General features: G+C 72.5%; 17 protein-coding genes. 3 read left to right on the top strand and 14 right to left on the bottom strand.

Annotation, left to right across the window (positions count from 1 at the left end):
- Nucleotides 1–61 precede the first annotated feature (61 nt).
- From eboE to AB0B63_RS25345, 12 genes are all read right to left on the bottom strand, one after another.
- Complete coding sequence (eboE, locus tag AB0B63_RS25400) at nucleotides 62–1,270, bottom strand: metabolite traffic protein EboE (protein WP_357022963.1); 1,209 nt, start codon at nucleotides 1,268–1,270, stop codon at nucleotides 62–64.
- Entirely contained in the window at nucleotides 1,270–2,124 is an 855-nt protein-coding gene (locus AB0B63_RS25395; RefSeq protein ID WP_204926338.1) for a TatD family hydrolase, read from the bottom strand. The genes eboE and AB0B63_RS25395 overlap by 1 nt, the downstream gene beginning before the upstream one ends.
- Nucleotides 2,125–2,727, bottom strand: a complete 603-nt coding sequence (locus AB0B63_RS25390) for an EboA domain-containing protein (RefSeq protein WP_194821097.1) — start codon at nucleotides 2,725–2,727, stop codon at nucleotides 2,125–2,127.
- 37 nt (nucleotides 2,728–2,764) lie between these two features.
- Entirely contained in the window at nucleotides 2,765–3,793 is a 1,029-nt protein-coding gene (locus AB0B63_RS25385; protein ID WP_357022958.1) for a sugar phosphate isomerase/epimerase family protein, read from the bottom strand.
- Nucleotides 3,790–4,767 carry an SCO3242 family prenyltransferase gene (locus tag AB0B63_RS25380; protein ID WP_357022955.1) on the bottom strand — a complete coding sequence of 326 codons (978 nt, stop codon included), beginning with the start codon at nucleotides 4,765–4,767 and terminating at the stop codon, nucleotides 3,790–3,792. Before AB0B63_RS25380 ends, AB0B63_RS25385 begins: the two co-directional genes overlap by 4 nt.
- The gene (locus tag AB0B63_RS25375) at nucleotides 4,764–5,912 is read right to left on the bottom strand and encodes an inositol-3-phosphate synthase (protein WP_208568830.1); all 1,149 of its coding nucleotides are present in this window, start codon (nucleotides 5,910–5,912) and stop codon (nucleotides 4,764–4,766) included. The genes AB0B63_RS25380 and AB0B63_RS25375 overlap by 4 nt, the downstream gene beginning before the upstream one ends.
- Nucleotides 5,913–6,380: 468 nt before the next feature.
- Nucleotides 6,381–7,589, bottom strand: coding sequence for a Gfo/Idh/MocA family oxidoreductase (locus tag AB0B63_RS25370; RefSeq protein ID WP_244252906.1), 1,209 nt, complete (start codon nucleotides 7,587–7,589; stop codon nucleotides 6,381–6,383).
- 20 nt (nucleotides 7,590–7,609) lie between these two features.
- Complete coding sequence (locus AB0B63_RS25365; protein WP_357022951.1) at nucleotides 7,610–8,665, bottom strand: substrate-binding domain-containing protein; 1,056 nt, start codon at nucleotides 8,663–8,665, stop codon at nucleotides 7,610–7,612.
- Nucleotides 8,666–8,776: 111 nt separating this feature from the next.
- Nucleotides 8,777–9,898, bottom strand: a complete 1,122-nt coding sequence (locus AB0B63_RS25360) for an ABC transporter permease (protein ID WP_208568828.1) — start codon at nucleotides 9,896–9,898, stop codon at nucleotides 8,777–8,779.
- Between the two features lie 31 nt (nucleotides 9,899–9,929).
- Nucleotides 9,930–11,516 carry a sugar ABC transporter ATP-binding protein gene (locus AB0B63_RS25355; protein WP_357022948.1) on the bottom strand — a complete coding sequence of 529 codons (1,587 nt, stop codon included), beginning with the start codon at nucleotides 11,514–11,516 and terminating at the stop codon, nucleotides 9,930–9,932.
- Between the two features lie 115 nt (nucleotides 11,517–11,631).
- Entirely contained in the window at nucleotides 11,632–12,810 is a 1,179-nt protein-coding gene (locus tag AB0B63_RS25350) for an ROK family transcriptional regulator (protein WP_208568827.1), read from the bottom strand.
- A 410-nt stretch (nucleotides 12,811–13,220) separates the two neighbouring features.
- Nucleotides 13,221–14,375, bottom strand: a complete 1,155-nt coding sequence (locus AB0B63_RS25345; RefSeq protein ID WP_357022945.1) for a YihY/virulence factor BrkB family protein — start codon at nucleotides 14,373–14,375, stop codon at nucleotides 13,221–13,223.
- A gap of 228 nt (nucleotides 14,376–14,603) precedes the next feature.
- Between AB0B63_RS25345 and AB0B63_RS25340 the strand changes: the two genes are divergently transcribed.
- Both AB0B63_RS25340 and AB0B63_RS25335 read left to right on the top strand, forming a co-directional pair.
- On the top strand, nucleotides 14,604–14,936 hold the full coding sequence (locus tag AB0B63_RS25340) for a type II toxin-antitoxin system RelE/ParE family toxin (RefSeq protein WP_357022942.1): 333 nt from the start codon (nucleotides 14,604–14,606) through the stop codon (nucleotides 14,934–14,936).
- The gene (locus AB0B63_RS25335) at nucleotides 14,936–15,250 is read left to right on the top strand and encodes a helix-turn-helix transcriptional regulator (protein WP_357022939.1); all 315 of its coding nucleotides are present in this window, start codon (nucleotides 14,936–14,938) and stop codon (nucleotides 15,248–15,250) included. The genes AB0B63_RS25340 and AB0B63_RS25335 overlap by 1 nt, the downstream gene beginning before the upstream one ends.
- A 119-nt stretch (nucleotides 15,251–15,369) precedes the next feature.
- Here AB0B63_RS25335 and AB0B63_RS25330 read toward each other — a convergent pair whose 3' ends face one another.
- Nucleotides 15,370–15,561: a DUF397 domain-containing protein gene (locus AB0B63_RS25330; RefSeq protein ID WP_357022936.1), complete on the bottom strand. Its 192-nt coding sequence runs from the start codon at nucleotides 15,559–15,561 to the stop codon at nucleotides 15,370–15,372.
- Complete coding sequence (locus AB0B63_RS25325; protein ID WP_357022934.1) at nucleotides 15,552–16,340, bottom strand: helix-turn-helix transcriptional regulator; 789 nt, start codon at nucleotides 16,338–16,340, stop codon at nucleotides 15,552–15,554. The genes AB0B63_RS25330 and AB0B63_RS25325 overlap by 10 nt, the downstream gene beginning before the upstream one ends.
- A 304-nt stretch (nucleotides 16,341–16,644) precedes the next feature.
- On the opposite strand from AB0B63_RS25325, the gene AB0B63_RS25320 reads away from it, so the two are divergent.
- Nucleotides 16,645–16,890, top strand: coding sequence for a flavin reductase (locus AB0B63_RS25320; RefSeq protein ID WP_357022931.1), 246 nt, complete (start codon nucleotides 16,645–16,647; stop codon nucleotides 16,888–16,890).
- Nucleotides 16,891–17,042 lie beyond the last annotated feature (152 nt).

Raw genomic sequence — 17,042 nt, 5'->3', positions numbered from 1 at the left:
GACATCCCGCTGCGCCCGGCACGGCGGTGGCACCGCACGGTGCCCGGTCGGTGACGCTCGCTCATCGTCGTACCCCCAGGGTCGTCGGGACGGCTCGCTCGGCCGGGGTGAGGCCGAGGGTGACCAGTTCGTCGCGGGCGAAGGCCAGCTCGGCGGCGATCCCGAGGGCCAGCTCCGCATCGGTGCGCGGACGCCGCGCCGCCGGCAGCACCCCCCACGTGTACGTCTCGACGTCCAGGTGGTCGCAGCCGGCCGTCGGGCCGGCCAGCAGCGCGGCCAGCGCGGTGCGCAGCACCGGCAGGGTGGAGGTCAGCGGCGGCTCGGGCGGGGCGTGCAGCGGCACGTGGTAGTGCACCCGCCACGCCCCGGGCAGCCGCGCGGCCAGCGCCTCGTCCAGGTCGTCGGCCGCGTACGCCGGGTCGGCCGGGTCGGCGGCGTGGGCGCAACCGGCGGTGCGGGTCTGGTGCAGGAACCGGGGCTCCACCCAGCGGCCCAACGCCTCGGCGTCGGCGACCGGGTCGGCCGACTCCAGCGCGGCGGAGACCTGCACCTTGACCACCGGCAGCCCGGCGGAGCGCAGCCGGGCCAGCGCTTCGACGGGCTCCTCCCAGGCGCAGGCGAGGTGGGCCAGGTCGAGACAGATCCCGAGGCGTTGCGGGTCGAGGTCGGCCAGCAGCGCGGCGGCCTGCCCGCTGCTCTCCACCACGCACCCCGGTTCCGGTTCGAAACCGACCCGCACCGGGCGGCCGGTGTCGCGTTCCACCTCGGCCAGGCCGGCGGTGAGCGCGTCGAGCCGGCGGCGGGCCGCCCCGGCGTGCGTCGGGTCCCAGGGCTGCCGCCAGGCCAGCGGCAGGGTGGAGATCGAGCCCCTGGCGGCGTCGTCGGGAAGCAGGTCGGCCAGCACCCGGGCCAGGTCCAGGGTGTAGCGCAGCCGCTGCCCGGTGGTCCAGTCCGGGTGGTACACCGCGCCCTTGACCACCGGGGCCTGGAAGGCCGCGTACGGGAAGCCGTTGAGGGTGACCACCTCCAACCCCCGGTGGGTCAGCTCGGCGCGCAGCCGGCGACGGGCGGCCGGGTCGGCGGCCAGCTCGGCGGCGACCGGGGCGGCCAGCCACAGCCCCAGGCCGAGCAGGTCCGAGCCGAGCGCCTCGCGCACCGGCAGGGCGTACGTGTCGAGTTGGGCGAGGATGCCGGCGGTGTCCTCGGCGGGGTGCACGTTGGTGCAGTAGCCGAGGTGGACGGTGCTGCCGTCGGCGTGCCGCAGCCGCATCAGTCGCCGCCGCGCAGGATGGAGTTGCCCTCGAAGGTGCCGCTGGTCGGGGTGTCCAGGTCGGTCAGGTCGAGCCGGCCGGACTGCCCGTAGAACTCCACCGGGTTGCGCCAGAGCACCAGGTCGACGTCGTCGTCGGTGAATCCGGCGGCCAGCATCGCCTCACCGGTGGCCCGGGTCAGCAGCGGGTCGGAGCGGCCCCAGTCGGCGGCCGAGTTGACCAGCATCCGCTCGGTGCCGTACGTGCGCAGCAGCTCCACCATCCGCGGCGGCGACATCTTGGTGTCCGGGTAGATGGAGAAACCCAGCCAGCAGCCGCTGTCGCGGGCCAGCTTCACGGTCACCTCGTTGAGGTGGTCCAGCGCCACCCGGCCCGGCGCGATGCCGCTCTCGGCGACCACCGCGAGGCTGCGTTCGACGCCGCGTGCCTTGTCCCGGTGCGGAGTGTGCACCAGGGCCGGCAGGTCGTGGTCGACGGCCAGCGCGAGCTGGGTGGCGAACGCCTCGTCCTCGGCCGGGGTCATGTCGTCGTAGCCGATCTCGCCGACCGCGACCACGGCGTCCTTCTCCAGGTAGCGGGGCAGCAGGTCGAGCACCGGGCGGCAACGCGGGTCGTTGGCCTCCTTGGGGTTCAGCGCCACGGTGGCGTGGTGCCGGACCCCGAACTGGCCGGCCCGGAACGGCTCCCAGCCGATCAGCGAGTCGAAGTAGTCGGCGAAGGAGGCGGCGCTGGTGCGCGGCTGCCCCAGCCAGAAGGCCGGCTCGACCACGGCACGGACCCCGGCGGCGGCCATCCGCTCGTAGTCGTCGGTGGTCCGCGACGTCATGTGGATGTGCGGGTCGAAGATGCGCATTCACGCCTCCCTGATGGTGAGCCGGTCGAGCAGTGCGGTGGCGTCGGCGGGGAGCTGCCGACCGGCGGCGTGCCGTTCCGCCGCGAGCGCGGCGAGCATGGTGGCCAGTTCCCCGTCGGCCCGGTCGTCGAGGTCGGCGACGACGGCCAGCGGCACCCCGATGAAGACGCACTTGAGCACCGCCTGCCGCCAGGCATCCGCCGCCAGGTGCCGGGCGTACGGGCCGAGCGCGGCGGCGACCAGCCGGGTGTCGTTGGTGCGGATCGCGTCGTGCAGCAGCGGCACCCCGGCGTCGCCGATCGGCAGCAGCGGAAGGGCCTTGAGTACGGCCCGCTTCTCGGCGGCGTCGCCGTACCGGTAGACCTCCTCGGCCTGCGCGGCGGCCTGGTCGGCGGGGAGCGCGGCCAGCAGCAGCGCCCGCGCCGCCTCATCGGCGGTCCAGCCGGGGGCGCCGGGCAGGTCGTGCCGGCCGCACCGCCGGGCGGCGGCGGGAAAGTACCGTCCGACCGCGCCGGGCTCGGCCGCGACGCGGCGCAGTGCGGTCTCCAGCCAGTCGGGATCGGGTGCGCCCTCCAGCGCGGCCCGCAGTCGATCCGGTGTCATCCGTCTCCCCTCCCCAGGTGTGTGCGTCCGGCGGTGGTCAGTCCGCCCCGGTGGTGCCGGCGGGGGCGGGTGCCGCGCCCGCCGCGAGGCCGGCGTCCCGGGCGGCGGTACGCAGGAAGTCCAGCGACCGGGCCGCCACGGTGGGTGCGGCGTGCGAGTGCCGGGGCAGCTCCACGGCGACCAGCCCCCGGTAGCCGGCGTCGGCCAGGGCGCGCAGCACCGGCGGGAAGTCGATCTCGCCGGTGCCGAACTCCAGGTGCTCGTGCACCCCCCGGCGCATGTCGTCGATCTGCACGTTGACCAGGTGCCCGGCGACCTGGCGCACACAGTCCGCCACGGTCGACGACTCCAGGCAGCGGCAGTGTCCGATGTCGAGGGTGATGCCGAAGCGGGCCGGCTCGCCGAGGGCCCGGTGCAGCCGACGCCAGCCGGCGATGTCCTCGACCAGCATTCCGGGCTCCGGTTCGAAGCCCAGGGTCACCCCGGCCCGGTCGGCGGCGGCGGTCACCGTCGCGCAGCCGGCGACCAGCCGGTCCCACGCGACCTCGGGGGCGACGTGACCGGGTCGGATGCCGGCCCAGAAGGAGACCGCCTCGGCACCGAGGTCCGCGCCGACGCGGACGGCCCGGTCCAGGAAGTCGATCCGGCCGGCCGGGTCGTCGTGCAGCAGCGTCGGGGCATGCTTGCGCCACGGGTCGAGCAGGTAGCGGGCACCGGTCTCGACCACCACGCCGAGACCGAGCGCGGCCAGCCGGTGCGCCACGGCGTCGACCCGGCGGGCCAGTCCCGGCGCGTACGGGTCGAGGTGGTCGTGGTCGAGGGTGAGCGCGACCCCCTCGTAGCCGAGGTCGGCCAGCACCGTCAGGGCGTCGTCGAGCCGGTGGCTGGCGAAGCCGTTGGTGCCGTAGCCGAACCGCAACCGGTCCACCTCACCGGCCGGCGGGCCGGCGGGGTCGGCCGGGCGGTCCGGGGCCGGGCTGCGGCGGGACGTGCCGGCAGCGGCCGGCGGGACGGCAGCGGCCGGCGGGACGGCAGCGGCCGGCGGGACGGCGTCCGGGGCGGTCATGTCGGGGAGAGTTTCCGGGCCAGCCGGCCGCCCAGCGGCGCGGCGAGCGCGACCAGCGCGCCGACCAGCCCGGCACCGGCGCGGGCGGTGAGCGCACCCTGCAACGAGGGCAGCCCGGTGATGCCGGCCCCGACGGCGGCCCGGACCCGGCCAGCGGTGGGGTCGGCGGCCACCCGGGCCTGCGCGCCGCCGTACCGGGCGACGTACCAGCCGGCCAACGCCACCGGCAGCGCGCCGGCGAGCGACCGGCCGACCCCGGCGGCACCGGTGCGGACGCCCGGTGCGGTACGACGGCCGGGCGCGTCGGTCGCCGCCGGCGCATCGTCCACCGGGGACGGCCGGCCGGCGGGACGGGGCGGGGTGGTGGCGCGGGGCAGGGTGGTGGCGGCCAGCGCGACCAGGGCGGTGCCGGCGAGGGTACGCCGGGGCAGCGCCGCGTCGGCCCCGGTCACCTCACGCCGGGACAGGGCGGTCACCGTCCAGGTGTGCGCGGCGACGGTCAGCGCCGCCGGCAGCGCCCGGACCGGTCGGCCGGACGACGCGCCGAGCAGCACGTCCAGCCCCCGGCAGGCGGCCATCACGGCGGGACCGGCGGCGGTGTTCTTGGCCACCAGGTCGTACCCCCAGATGGTGGCGGCGAGCGGAAGCGCGACGGCGGTGGCCCGTCGGCCGCCCACGGCGGCGGCCAGGCCCAGGCCGGCGGCGGTGAGCCCGATGGCGACCCCGGCGGCGGCGGCCGGGGTGATCCGGCCGCTCGGGATCGGCCGTTCCGGGCGTTCCTCGGCGTCCAACCCCCGGTCGGCCCAGTCGTTGGCGGCCATCCCGGCCCAGTAGAGCAGCACCGACGCGCCGGCCAGCCCGGCGGTACGCGGGCCGAGCACCCCGGCCGCCGCCGCCCCGGCCACCAGGTCCCCCGGTACGGACAGCGCGGCCGGTGCCCGGACCAGCTCGGCCAGGTCGGCCACGCTGGTCACCCGGCACCCCCGGCGTGCAGCTCCCGGGTGAAGTCGACCAGCCGCTGCCACTGCTCGCTCAGCGAGTGGGTGGGTGCGTCGATCGGGTCCTTGAAGAAGAAGGCCAGCTCGGGCAGGGGGCCGACCCGCCCGGCGGCGTGCGCGGCGGCGGTGAGCCGGGCCAGGTCCAGCACCAGCGGGGCGGCCAGCGCGGAGTCGCAGCCGTGCCAGGTGAACTCCATCCGCATCCCGGTGCCGAGGAACCCGGCGAAGGTGATCAGATCCCAGGCGGTCTTGAAATCGCCGAGGTCCTCGACGTAGTCGATCCGGGTGCCGCCCTGCGGCACGTAGCCCAGCGTCTCGCCGAGGACCCGCTGCTTGCTGTCCACCTTGGCGGCGTTGGCGCCCGGCTCGGCCAGGGTCGCCCCGTCGCCGCCACCGAGCAGGTTGACCCCGGACCAGGAGCGCACCGCGAGGTGACGCATCGCGAACATCGGGGCGAGCACCGACTTGACCAGGGTCTCCCCGGTCTTGCCGTCATGCCCGGCATACGGCAGGCCACGCTGCGCGGCGAGCGCGGCGAGCGCCGGCAGGCGCAGCCCGGTGGACGGGGTGAAGTCGACGTACGGGCAGCCCGCCTCGACGGCCGCGTACGCGTACAGCGAGCTGGGCGGCAGCACCTCGTCGCCGCCGGCGAGGGCGGCCCGCAGGGCGTCCGGGTCGGCGTGGCCGGGGTGCGGTGACGGGGCCGGTTCGGTGGCCGAGACGTTGACCACCACCACCCGGTCGAGCCGGTGCCGGTCGCGGAACGCGGTCAGGTCGGCGGTGACCGCGGCGGCCCGGTCGGCCTGGCTGCCGCCGGTCGGCGCGGGCCGCAGGTCCTCCTCGACGGCGGCCAGGTCGGCGGCGAGCGCGGCGGCCAGCCGGCCGGGCAGCACCCCGGCGGCGGCGAGCGCCTCGGCCCGTTTGGTCAGCGGCGTGGTGGCCACGTCGTGACCGCCGAAGACCAGGTCGGCGAAGGGGGGCAGGGCGGGTCCCCGCAGGTCGGGCAGTTCGGTGACGCAGCCGGTGGGGGCGGTGAGGCCGGCCCGTAGGGCGAGCCCACCGACGATGCCGGTGGTCGCGACGGAACCGCGCGCTCCCACCAGCCAGACACCCGTACGCATGGTGCTCCTTCCGGATGGAACGTGCTCGGTTCGGTCGTGCCGGCGGGGCGCGGGGTGGCCCCGCCCGCCCGGTCGTGCGGGATGGCACCGGTGACGGCGTAGACGTCGGCGGCGTCGACGCCGTACCCGGTCCCGCACGGCGTGCGGGCGGGGCTGGCAGGCAGGGCCGGTTCGGCGTCTCGGCCCTGCCTCCCCGCATCCGGCCAACGGCGGCGGCGCGCCCTCGGCCGGACGAATGGGTGGTGATGAACCGGATTCCCCAGGGAACCCGAATCATACTTATCTATATTCCTGCTGGCGGCCCTCCGGTGCGACCGGGGAATCCCGGTCCGGCCGCACCGGACGGCCATCGTGCGCGTGTCCCCGGGCCGGGTGGCCCGGGTGCGCGCCCTCCACTGCCGACCCCGGCCCGGCCGCGGGGCGCAACCGCGGCCGGTCCCTCGCCGGTCGACGGCGGAGGTGCCTGGGTCAGACGGCGAGCGCGGCCAGGGCCGGCTCGACGTCGGTCCACCGTGAACCGAGATCCGCCGAGCGGGTCACCGCGTCCAGCACCAGCTGGACCTGCAACGCGTCGGCGAACGACGGGGTCGGGTCGACACCGTTGGCGACCGCCTCGACGAAGTCGCGCATCTCGTGGGTGAAGGAGTGCTCGTAGCCGATGATGTGGCCCGGCGGCCACCACGCGGCCATGTACGGGTGTTCGGCCTCGGTGACCAGGATCCGGGTGAATCCCTGCTCGGTCGCCGGCCGGGAGGCGTCGTAGAACTCCAACTCGTTGAGGCGTTCCAGGTCGAACACCACCGAGCCGAGCGAACCGTTGATCTCCACCCGGAGGGCGTTCTTACGGCCCGTGGCGAACCGGGTCGCCTCGTACGTGGCCAGTGCCCCGTCGTCGAGCCGGGCCACGAAGATCGCGGCGTCGTCGACGGTGACCGTGCCGGTCGCCGTCGCGGTGCCGTCGACCTCGGCGGCCAGGCCGCTCGACGCACCCGGCAGCGGGCGCTCCTTGACGAACGTCTCGGTCACCGCACTGACCCCGGTGATCCGTTGGCCGGTCACGAACTGGGTCAGGTCGATGATGTGCGCCCCGATGTCACCGAGGGCACCGGAGCCCGCCTTGTCCTTCTGCAGCCTCCAGACCAGGGGGAACTGCGGATCGACGATCCAGTCCTGGAGGTACGTCGCGCGGACGTGCCGGATCGTGCCGAGCCGGCCTTCGGCGACCAGTTGTCGCATCAGCGCGACGGCCGGCACCCGGCGGTAGTTGAACCCGCACATGGACCGGACCCCGGAGGCCCCGGCGGTGGCGGCGGCAGCGGTCATCGCCCGCGCCTCCTCCACCGTGTTGGCCAACGGTTTCTCGCAGATCACGTGCTTGCCGGCGGCGAGCGCGGCAAGGGCGATCTCGGCGTGGCTGTCACCTGGGGTGCAGATGTCGACCACGTCGATGTCGTCCGAGGCGACCAGGGCACGCCAGTCTGTGGTGTGCGTGTCCCAGCCCAGCCGGTCGGCTGCCTCGGCGACCTTCGCGGCGTCCCGGCCGCAGATCTGCGCCATCCGAACCCGGGCAGGCAGTTCGTACACCCGGTTCACGGTGCGCCACGCCTGTGAGTGCGCGGCGCCCATGAACGAGTATCCGATCATGCCGACCCGGAGTTCGCGGTGATGAGTGGACAAGGTGGGTCTCCCCCCGTGTATCAGAACCCGAGCTTGAGGTAGTTGCTCGCGTTCTCCTTGGTGATCGTCTCCGAGGCGAGGACGATCTCCTTGGGCACCTGGAGTTCCACCAGGTCGGACATGCCCTTGCCCTGGCCGATCAGGCGGGCCAGGGAGATGGCCGAGGAGGCCATCGACGGGCTGTAGGTCACGGTCGCCTTGAGCACCGTGTTGTCGGCCTGGATGTCCTCCATGGCCTTCTTCGAGCCGGCGCCGCCGACCATGAAGAACTCCTTGCGGTTGGCCTGGTTGACGGCGGCCAGGACACCGATGCCCTGGTCGTCGTCGTGGTTCCAGATCGCGTCGATCTTGGGCAGCGCCTGGAACAGACCGGTGGCGGCCTGCTGGCCGGAGTCGGCGGTGAACTCCGCCGGCCGCCGGTTGGCCACCTTGAAGCCGGCCGTGGCGAGGGTGTCGGCGAAACCCTTGGACCGCTGCTGGGTCAGCTCCAGCGAGTCGATGCCGGGGATCTCGCCGATGACCGGGGCGCTGACACCCTTGGCCTTGAGCTGCGCCACGATGTAGTTCGCGGCGGCCACACCCATGCCGTAGTTGTCGCCCATGATCTGGAGCCGGTAGGCCAGTGCGTCCGGGAAGGCACGGTCCAGGTTGACCACCGGGATACCGGCCTTCATCGCCTCCAGGCCGAAGGCGTTGAGCTCCTTGCCGTCGTGCGGCAGCACCACGATGACGTCCGGCTTCTGGGCGACCAGGGTGGACAGCGCGGCCCGCTGGGCAGCTGCGTCCGCACCCGCCTCGACGGTCTTGAAGTCCACGTCGGAGTACGCCCCGGCCTGCGCCTTGGCGTTGTTGGTGATGGCGGCGATCCAGCCGTGGTCGGCGGCGGGGGCGGAGAAGCCGATGGTGACCTTCTTGCCGGGGGCGGCGTTGCCACCACCGGCGTTGTCGGCCGCCTTGGTCTGCGCCGCGGTCGGTGTGGACTCGTTGCTGGTGCAACCGGCGAGGAGCACACCGGCGCCGACCGCCGCACCGCCGAAGAGCAACCGGCGACGGGACAGGTCACGGGGCTGGGTCATGACGACCTCCTGAAATGACGGATGGTGGGGGTGAAAAAGGTTGTGCTGATCCCGGCCACCGTCGGTGGCCGCCGGAATTGCGCTGGTGCGAAGGGGTAGGGACGTGCCCGGTCAGGCGGAGGTGGTGGCCTTGTTGCGGCCGAGGAACTGGGTGACGCTGCGGAACTGCACCTGCTGGATCAGGACGGCGCCGACGATGATGCCGCCCTTGACCATGTTCTGCGCCTCGGTGGACAGGCCGTTGATGGCGAAGAGGTTGGTGATGGTGGAGAAGATCAGCACCCCGAGCAGGGAGCCGACGATGGTGCCCCGGCCGCCGCTGAGCAGCGTGCCGCCGATGATGGCCGCGGCGATCGCGTCCAGCTCGTACAGGTTGGCCATGGCCGCCTGGGCGGAGTTGGCCTGCGCGGTCAGCATGATCGCGGCGATGCCGCAGCAGAGCCCGGACAGCGCGTACAGCAGCAGGGTGTGCCGCCGCACGTTGATCCCGGCGAGCCGGGCCGCCTCGGGGTTGCCGCCGACGGCGACCGTACGCCGGCCGAAGGTGGTCCGGTTGAGCAGCACCCAGCCGGCGGCGACCACGGCGGCCAGGATGTAGACCAGCAGCGGGATGCCGAACAGCTCGGTGCTGGCGATGCCGTTGATGAAGGAGTTGTTCGACACCTGGGTCTGCTTGCCGGAGATCTGTGCGGCCAGGCCCCGGGCGGCGACCATCATGGCCAGCGTGGCGATGAACGCCACCAGCCGGCCGTAGGAGATGAGTATCCCGTTGACCACCCCGACCGCGGTGCCGACCACGATCGCGGTGAAGATCATGCCGCCGGCGCCGTAGCTCTGGGTGGCGAGCGTGGTCGCCCACACCCCGGCGAGGGCGACGATCGCGCCGACCGACAGGTCGATGCCACCACCGATGATCACGAAGGTCATCCCGACGGTGACCACCCCGACCACCGAGGCGAGCTTGAGGATGGTCAGCGTGTTGCCCCACACCCAGTCCGGGTTGGAGTAGAGGTCCCAGCGGGTCGCGGCGCCGATCACGACCAGCACCACCAGCACGCCGATCAGGCCGAGGTTACGCTTCGCGCCCTCACCCCCGTCGCCCTGCCAGAAGGACAACCCGCCCGTCCGCGGCTTCTCCTTGAGCGACGCCGTCACCGCCGGGTCGACCGGCGGGGACTGCGCCGGCAGGTCCGCCGGCCGGTCCGGTGTCGCGGTCCCGGTCGACTCACTCATGCCGTCACCTCGTTATGTCCACTGCGCTCGCTCATGCCGGCGCGCCTTCCATCAGAGACCCCGCCATGACGAGGTCGAGCACGGTGTTCTCGTCCAGTTCGCCGGCGGGCGCCTCGCGCACCATCCGGCCCTCGCGCATCACCAGCACCCGGTCGGCCAGACCGAGCACCTCGGGTACCTCGCTGGAGACCAGCAGCACGCCGACCCCCTGGGCGGCCAGGCCACGGATCACCCGGTACAGCTCGGCCCGGGCCCCCACGTCCACCCCCCGGGTCGGCTCGTCGAGCAGCAGCAGCCGGGTGTCGCCGAGCAGCCAGCGCCCGACCACCACCTTCTGCTGGTTGCCGCCGGACAGGGTGCGTACCGCCCGGCGCACGTCGTTGGGCCGGAGCTGGAGTTCGTCGGCGATCCGTTCCGCCTCGGCCCGCTCCCGCCCGGCGTTGGTGAAGCCGAGGCGGGCGTACCGGGAGAAGGTCGCCAGGGTGACGTTGCGGTGGATCGGCTCGCCGAGCAGCAACGCCTGGCTCTTCCGCTCCTCCGGGGCCATGCCCATGCCGGCCCGTACCGCCGCGCCGACGCTGCCCGGCCGCAGGGTCCGGCCGCCCATCCGGACGGTGCCGGACTCGGCGCGGCGGGCCCCGTAGATCGTCTCCAGCAGCTCCGAGCGCCCGGAGCCGACCAGGCCGGCGATGCCGACGATCTCACCGGGACGGACGCTGAGCGAGACGTCGGCGAACTCACCGGTGCGGCTCAGCCTCTCGACCCGCAGCAGCTCGTCACCGGCGGTCGGCGCGGTCGGGCGGTCCGGGAAGACGTACTCGATGTTCCGGCCGGTCATCCGGGCGACCAGGTCGCGGGTCGGGGTGTCGCGGGCCGGCAGGTTCGCCGCCGTGGTCCGGCCGTCCTTGAGTACGGTGACCCGGTCGCCGATCTCGCGGATCTCCTCCATCCGGTGCGAGATGTAGATGACCGCGATGCCCTGGGCGGTGAGTTCCCGGATGATCCGGAACAGGTTGTCGACCTCGTCGTGGGCCAGCACCGCGCTCGGCTCGTCCATGATGATCAGTCGGGCTTCGTGGGACAGCGCGCGGGCCATGCTGACCACCTGCTTGCCGGCGGCCGGCAGCGCGCGCACCATCCGGCCGGGCGGGATCTCGCCGTGGCCGAGCCGGCTCAGGATCTCCCGGGTACGCCGGGCCATGTGGCCGCGCCGGACGAACCCGGCGACCTTGGGCTCGTGGCCGAGGAAGGCGTTCTCCGCGACCGAGAGGTCCTCGACCAGGTCGAGTTCCTGGTAGATGGTGGCGATGCCGGCGCGCATGGCGGCCTGCGGGTTGGCGAAGTGCACCGGCTCACCGCGCCACTGCACCTGGCCGGAGTCCGGCCGGTGCACCCCGGCGAGCACCTTGATCAGGGTCGACTTGCCGGCGCCGTTCTGCCCGAGCAGGCAGTGCACCTCACCGGCCCGCACCTCCAACTGCACGCCGTCGAGGGCGCGCACCCCGGGGAAGGTCTTGACCACGTCGGTCAGCCGGAGCACCACCTCACCGGCGACGGTGTCGGCGGGCGCGTCGACCAGCGGGGCCTTGTCCCCGGCGGCGGTCGGTTCGGTACTCATCGCGCGTCCTCCGTTCGCGACTGCGGGGCTCGCAAAACCGGCTCACTCCTCGCGCTCACCCGCGTCTCCTTCGTTCGCGACTGCGGGGCTCGCAAAACCGGCTCACTCCTCGCGCTCACGATGCCTCCCCGAAGGCGACGTCGCTGGCGAGGACGGCCGCGCCGGCCACTCCGGCGCGCGGTCCCAGCTCGGACAGGACGACCGGCAGGTTGCCGGTGGCCAGCGGCAGCGATCGGCGGTAGACCACGCTGCGGATCTCGGCGAGCAGGATGTGCCCAAGGTGGGCCAGCCCGCCGCCGATGACGATCATCGACGGGTTGGTGAAGCTGACCAGCCCGGCCAACACCTGCCCGACCCGACGACCCCCGTCGCGGATCAGCTGGATGCAGGTGACGTCCCCCTCGATCGCCGCCTCGGCGACGTCGCGGGCGGAGACGGCACCCCGGGCGGCGAGCCGCTCGGCCAGCGCGGGCGAGGCGCCGGTACGCGCGGCGACGCCGGCCTCCCGGGCCAGGGCCGCTCCGCTGAAGAGCGCCTCCAGGCAACCGGCGTTGCCGCAGGAGCAGGTCGGCCCCCCGGCGTCGACCTGGATGTGCCCGATGTCCCCCGCGCACCCGTCGGTGCCCCGGTAGACGTCGCCGCTGAGGTAGATCCCACACCCTATTCCGGTGCCGATCTTGATGAAGAGGAAGTCGTCGACCGAGTGCGCCACCCCCCCGTGCCGCTCCCCGATCGCCATGATGTTGACGTCGTTGTCGACCACCGCCGGGCAGCCGTGCTCCCGGCTGAGCAGCTCACGCACGGGGTAGCGGTCCCAGCCGGGCATGATCGGCGGCGACACCGGCAACCCGTCGCGGAAGCTCACCGGCCCGGGGACCCCGACGCCGACGCCGTTGAGCCGCTCGTACGCCCCGTCCACCCGGGCCTTGTGCAGCAGGTCGTTGACCCGGTGCAGGATGGCCTTCGGGCCGGAGCGGATGTCGGCGACCTCGGCGTACGCGGCGACCGGCTCCAGCCGCCCGTTGACCACCTCGACGTCGATCGAGCTGGCGCCCATGTCCACGGCGGCGAACCGGAGGTCGGGGTTCAGCTCGACCAGGGTGGAGCGACGACCGCCGCGGGAGGCGGCCAGTCCGGCCTCGGCCACCAGGCCCAGCCCGACCAGGCGCTCCAACTCGGCGAGGAGCCGGGGACGGGGCATCTGCAACCGGTCGCCCAGCTCTGCCCGGGACGCGGGCCCCTCGTCGCGGAGCAGCCGCAACAGCTGCACATGCAGGGGATCTGCCGCCCGCACGGGACTCACCTCCGTCTCAGGGTTCACATTGACGTCACGCCGATGTGTTGTGGTCGACACAGTAGGAGAGTTCCGAGGCGCATGTCCATACCTTCAGTCGTTCCGCCGGCAACTTTTGTCCGAAAGAACAAAAGCTAATAGTGGATCAAGAAAAGGTTGACAGACTGAGAAACATCCGCAACGACCTGCTACCACCACCGGGTGACCCTCGCACATCGGCCCCGCTCCGCGCGGCCGAAGCACTACCGGATCAGGCCGGCCGTGACAAGTGGCCGCCCCGCCACGGAGACGCGGCGGGGCGGTGCAGGCGGGGCGGGGCGCGGCAGGCGCGGGTGGGCGGGGCGGTGCAGGGCAGGCGGGGCAGGCGGGGCGGCGTGGGGCAGGCGGGGCGGCGTGGGGTCGCCGGTGGGTCAGCGGCCGGGGGCGGCGTTGCGCTTCTTACGCAGCTTGCGGTCGTCGCGCAGCTCGACGTACGGCTCCTCGTCGGGGTCGTGGCCGGCGGAGATGGCCCGGCCCCGCTCCAGCTCGGCGTCGAACTCCGCACCGAGCAGGATCGCGATGTTGCTCAGCCAGAGCCAGACCAGGAAGATGATCACGCCGGCCAGCGCTCCGTAGGTCTTGTTGTAGGACCCGAAGTTGCTCACGTACAGGGCGAACAGGCCGGAGACGAGCAGCCAGAGCAGCACCGCCAGCACGCCACCCGGGCTGACCCAGCGGAACCCGCCGTGGCGGGCGTTCGGCGACGCCCAGTAGAGGATCGCGAACATCAGGCTGACCAGCACCAGCAGCACCGGCCACTTGGCGATGTTCCACACCGTCAGCGCCGTGGAGCCGAGCCCGATGGCGTTGCCGACCTGCTCGGCGAGGCCGCCGGTGAAGACCACGATCACCGCGGCGGCGAGCAGCAGCACCCCTACCAGGGCGGTCACCCCGAGCCGGATGGGCAGGGTCTTCCACACCGGCCGCCCCTCCGGCACGTCGTAGATGCTGTTCGAGGCGCGCATGAACGCGCCCACGTAACCGGAGGCCGACCAGAACGCGGCGACCAGACCGATGATCGCGGCGACGCTGGCCAGCCCACCGGACTGGCCGGCCTGGTCGATCGCGGTCTCGATGATGGTGCGGATGTTCTCCTCCGGCACCACCTGGCCGACCGTGTCCCGGACCCCACTGGTGGCCCGCTCGCCGAGCAGACCGAGGATCGAGATCAGCACCAGCATCCCGGGGAAGATCGACAGCACCCCGTAGTAGGTCAGCGCGGCGGCCCAGTCGGTCAGGCTGTCCTCCTGGAACTCCCGCCCGGTGCGCTTGAGCGCCGCCTTCCAGTCCGCCCGGTGCAGGTCCGTGGGGCTGTCCGGGCCGTCGTCGGGACCCACCGGCCGGGTACGAAGGTCCGCGTCCCGCCGGTCACCTCGCCGTCGGTCATCGGCCACGGACTCGCCGGACACACGCTCGCCCGACGGGCGGTCACCGGCCGTTCGGTCACCCGACCGGCCCCGGCCGCGCCGGGCTGCGGGCACGGTGGCCGCGTCGTCGCGGTCGGCGTGGGTCTCGTCGGAGGCCATCGCCCCTCCTCGGGGATCTGCGGATGTCGCCCTCCGACATGCCCCACCGACCCCGCGGACTAAACCGGCAGCACAGACCCGTCACCTCCCCGGCAGACGACGACCAATCCCAGACGGGGGCCCCTCGACCAGCCGCTCCGGCGAGGGTTCATGATCATGGGATCGAACCCAGCCGCGTTGATCTGTGCGCAACCTGTTTCAACATCGCAAGTTTGCTATACTTAGCAAGTGTCCTGGCCAGTCTTCTACCACCCTGAGGCCGAAACCGAGCTTCACGCCCTCCCCACCACCGAACAAGCAGCAATCGGTCACGCGGTCGAGAAGTTGGAAAGCCAGGGCGTGAACCTCGGCTACCCCCACTCAAGCTCCATCAAGACTGCGAACGGCCTGCGGGAACTGCGCCCACGTGGTGGACGCAGCCGATGGCGAGCCATCTACGGACAGGCCGGCGCCGCGTTCATCGTCGGAGCAATCGGCCCTGAAGCCAGCGTCAACCAGCGAAGATTCAACCGAGCAGTGACAGCCGCAGAACAGAGGATCAAAGACATCGAGGACGCGTGATGAAGCTCTCCGACCTGAAAACCTCGCAGCAAGTCATCGACGAACGCCGCAAGGATCCGGCGTTCCGCGCCGAGTGGGACCGGACAGCATTCGCCCGCGACGTGGCTCTCCGCATCGTGAAGTACCGCGAAGACAACGGTCTCACCCAGACTGCCCTGGCGCGCATGGTGGGCATGACCCAGTCCGTCATTGCCCGCTTGGAGTCCGGCGACCAACCACCCTCCATCGCCACCCTGGCAAAGCTCTCCAGGGGAACCGACATGAGCTTCGACGTCAAGATTACCCATGGTGAGGTCGAGTTCATAGCCGCGTAGAGTCTCGACCCCGGGGCGAGACTCTGTGTCGACCTTCCCTGCGTGGCAGGCGACACATCGACGTTTCGATCAAATCCACGAGGCGCCGCTACGGAGCACTGCGCCACGGATCGCCGCCGTTAAGGTCGGCCGCCCACCTGTGCCACGAAGGCACACCAGGCGCGCGGTCCGAAGGCCAGCACCGGCCCGTCCGGGTCCTTGGAATCACGTACGGCCACCACGCCGGACAGGTTGTCGGCCACTTCGACGCAGGCCCCACCCTGGCCGTTGCTGCGGCTACTCTTACGCCATTGGGCACCACTCAGATCCATGTCTCCGCCATTTCCGCCATCAACTCAAGAGACTGCTGCTGCGATAGGGCCTCGCCCCGGATCGATTCCCATACCTCGACCATCTGCCGCAGGAAGTCGGAACGGTCAATCACCTGCCCGTGGAGCTGGCCCTCCTGATAGACGACATCCTCCCCTTGCGGCGAGGTGGCGATCACGAAGGGGCCATTGATCCCAGGGTACGCGCCGGCAGTAATCGGCACGACCTGGATGCGGACCCGGGGCAGCGTCGAGCCGAGCTTCACCAGGTGACGCAACTGTTCACGCATCACCTCGGACTCGCCGATGCGGCGGCGCAGCACATACTCGTCGATCACGGCAGTGAGCAGCGGTGGCCGGTCGCGGGAGAGAACCGCCTGACGATCCAGCCGAGCCATCACCTGCTGCTCGATCTCGTCAGAGGCGAACAGCCCACCGCCGGACAGCAGCGCATGAGCGTAAGCCTCGGTCTGCAATAGGCCCGGCACGCAGATCGGCTCGAACCAGCGCACCGCGGTCGCCTCGTACTCGATGCCGGTCCAGTCCCGCACCCAGGGCACCACGGTTTCCCGGCTGATCCGGCGTTGGATGCGCTCGAAGCGGCCGTCGGTGGTGAACACCGTGTCGCAGCGGCGCGCGAAGTCCAGGCTCGGCCGGCGTTCGCAGGTCTCCACCTTGGCCACCAGCGCGCCCGAATAGCTCAGCGCCTCGGCCAGCGCCGCCTGGGACATGCCGTTGGCGGCCCGCACGAGCCGCAACTCCTCCGCGAAGTGGTCCAGCATGGACGAACGTTCCACCAGACAGCCTCCGTACATCCTCGTACCGTTCCGGGTCGACCGGTCCACGCCTGGACCGTCGGCAGGTCGGACCTCCCACCGTAGTCGGATCATCAACAGACTGTCACCCAGCGGGACCGCTCCCGGGATCGGACGGTGGGCGGAACCAGGCCGGGAGCGTCCGTCGGTGTCGTCGGCGGGCGCTCCCCTCCACCAGTGACGGAGGCTCGACCATGCGCCAGACCAGCCGGCCCCGCTGCGGATTCCCGCGTCACCCCCACCCCCGCAGCGGCCAGCCAGGGGTGCGCTGATGCCCCGGTACCGCCCACATGTCGCGGCCCGTCCCTCCTGGCGTTGCCGGGTGTGCGGGGCGGCCTGGCCGTGCTCGCCGGCCCGGTTGGCGCTGCTCGGCGAGTACCGCGAGGATCGCACCGCCCTGCTGTTCTATCTGGGCACCCTGTTGGGCGAGGCGATGAGCGATCTCGCCACCCTGCCCGACGGTGTCGCCCCACCCGACCTGACCGCACGCTTCGTGACCTGGGCAAGAGCCCGCTGACCCGGTCGGCATCGGTCCGCCTCGGTCGGTATCGGTCCGCCTGGTCGGCCTCGGTCGGCCTAGGGCGTGTCCTGCCGATCTTGTAGCGGTTGGTCGTTGACGATGTGCCGGTGGTGCGTCGTGGTGAACTGACCGATGAGGCGTGGGCGGTG

The organism is Micromonospora sp. NPDC049081 (assembly GCF_040648835.1).
In the GTDB taxonomy this organism is placed as follows: domain Bacteria; phylum Actinomycetota; class Actinomycetes; order Mycobacteriales; family Micromonosporaceae; genus Micromonospora; species Micromonospora antibiotica.
This window is presented reverse-complemented; position numbering and strand designations above follow the sequence as displayed.

Bases quoted from the DNA above. Each gene is read 5' to 3' on its own strand.
- eboE (WP_357022963.1), bottom strand. From the start codon at position 1,270: ATGCGGCTGCGGCACGCCGACGGCAGCACCGTCCACCTCGGCTACTGC.
- AB0B63_RS25395 (WP_204926338.1), bottom strand. From the start codon at position 2,124: ATGCGCATCTTCGACCCGCACATCCACATGACGTCGCGGACCACCGAC.
- AB0B63_RS25390 (WP_194821097.1), bottom strand. From the start codon at position 2,727: ATGACACCGGATCGACTGCGGGCCGCGCTGGAGGGCGCACCCGATCCC.
- AB0B63_RS25385 (WP_357022958.1), bottom strand. From the start codon at position 3,793: ATGACCGCCCCGGACGCCGTCCCGCCGGCCGCTGCCGTCCCGCCGGCC.
- AB0B63_RS25375 (WP_208568830.1), bottom strand. From the start codon at position 5,912: ATGCGTACGGGTGTCTGGCTGGTGGGAGCGCGCGGTTCCGTCGCGACC.
- AB0B63_RS25365 (WP_357022951.1), bottom strand. From the start codon at position 8,665: ATGACCCAGCCCCGTGACCTGTCCCGTCGCCGGTTGCTCTTCGGCGGT.
- AB0B63_RS25360 (WP_208568828.1), bottom strand. From the start codon at position 9,898: ATGAGTGAGTCGACCGGGACCGCGACACCGGACCGGCCGGCGGACCTG.
- AB0B63_RS25355 (WP_357022948.1), bottom strand. From the start codon at position 11,516: ATGAGTACCGAACCGACCGCCGCCGGGGACAAGGCCCCGCTGGTCGAC.
- AB0B63_RS25345 (WP_357022945.1), bottom strand. From the start codon at position 14,375: ATGGCCTCCGACGAGACCCACGCCGACCGCGACGACGCGGCCACCGTG.
- AB0B63_RS25335 (WP_357022939.1), top strand. From the start codon at position 14,936: ATGAAGCTCTCCGACCTGAAAACCTCGCAGCAAGTCATCGACGAACGC.
- AB0B63_RS25330 (WP_357022936.1), bottom strand. From the start codon at position 15,561: ATGGATCTGAGTGGTGCCCAATGGCGTAAGAGTAGCCGCAGCAACGGC.
- AB0B63_RS25325 (WP_357022934.1), bottom strand. From the start codon at position 16,340: ATGCTGGACCACTTCGCGGAGGAGTTGCGGCTCGTGCGGGCCGCCAAC.
- AB0B63_RS25320 (WP_357022931.1), top strand. From the start codon at position 16,645: ATGCCCCGGTACCGCCCACATGTCGCGGCCCGTCCCTCCTGGCGTTGC.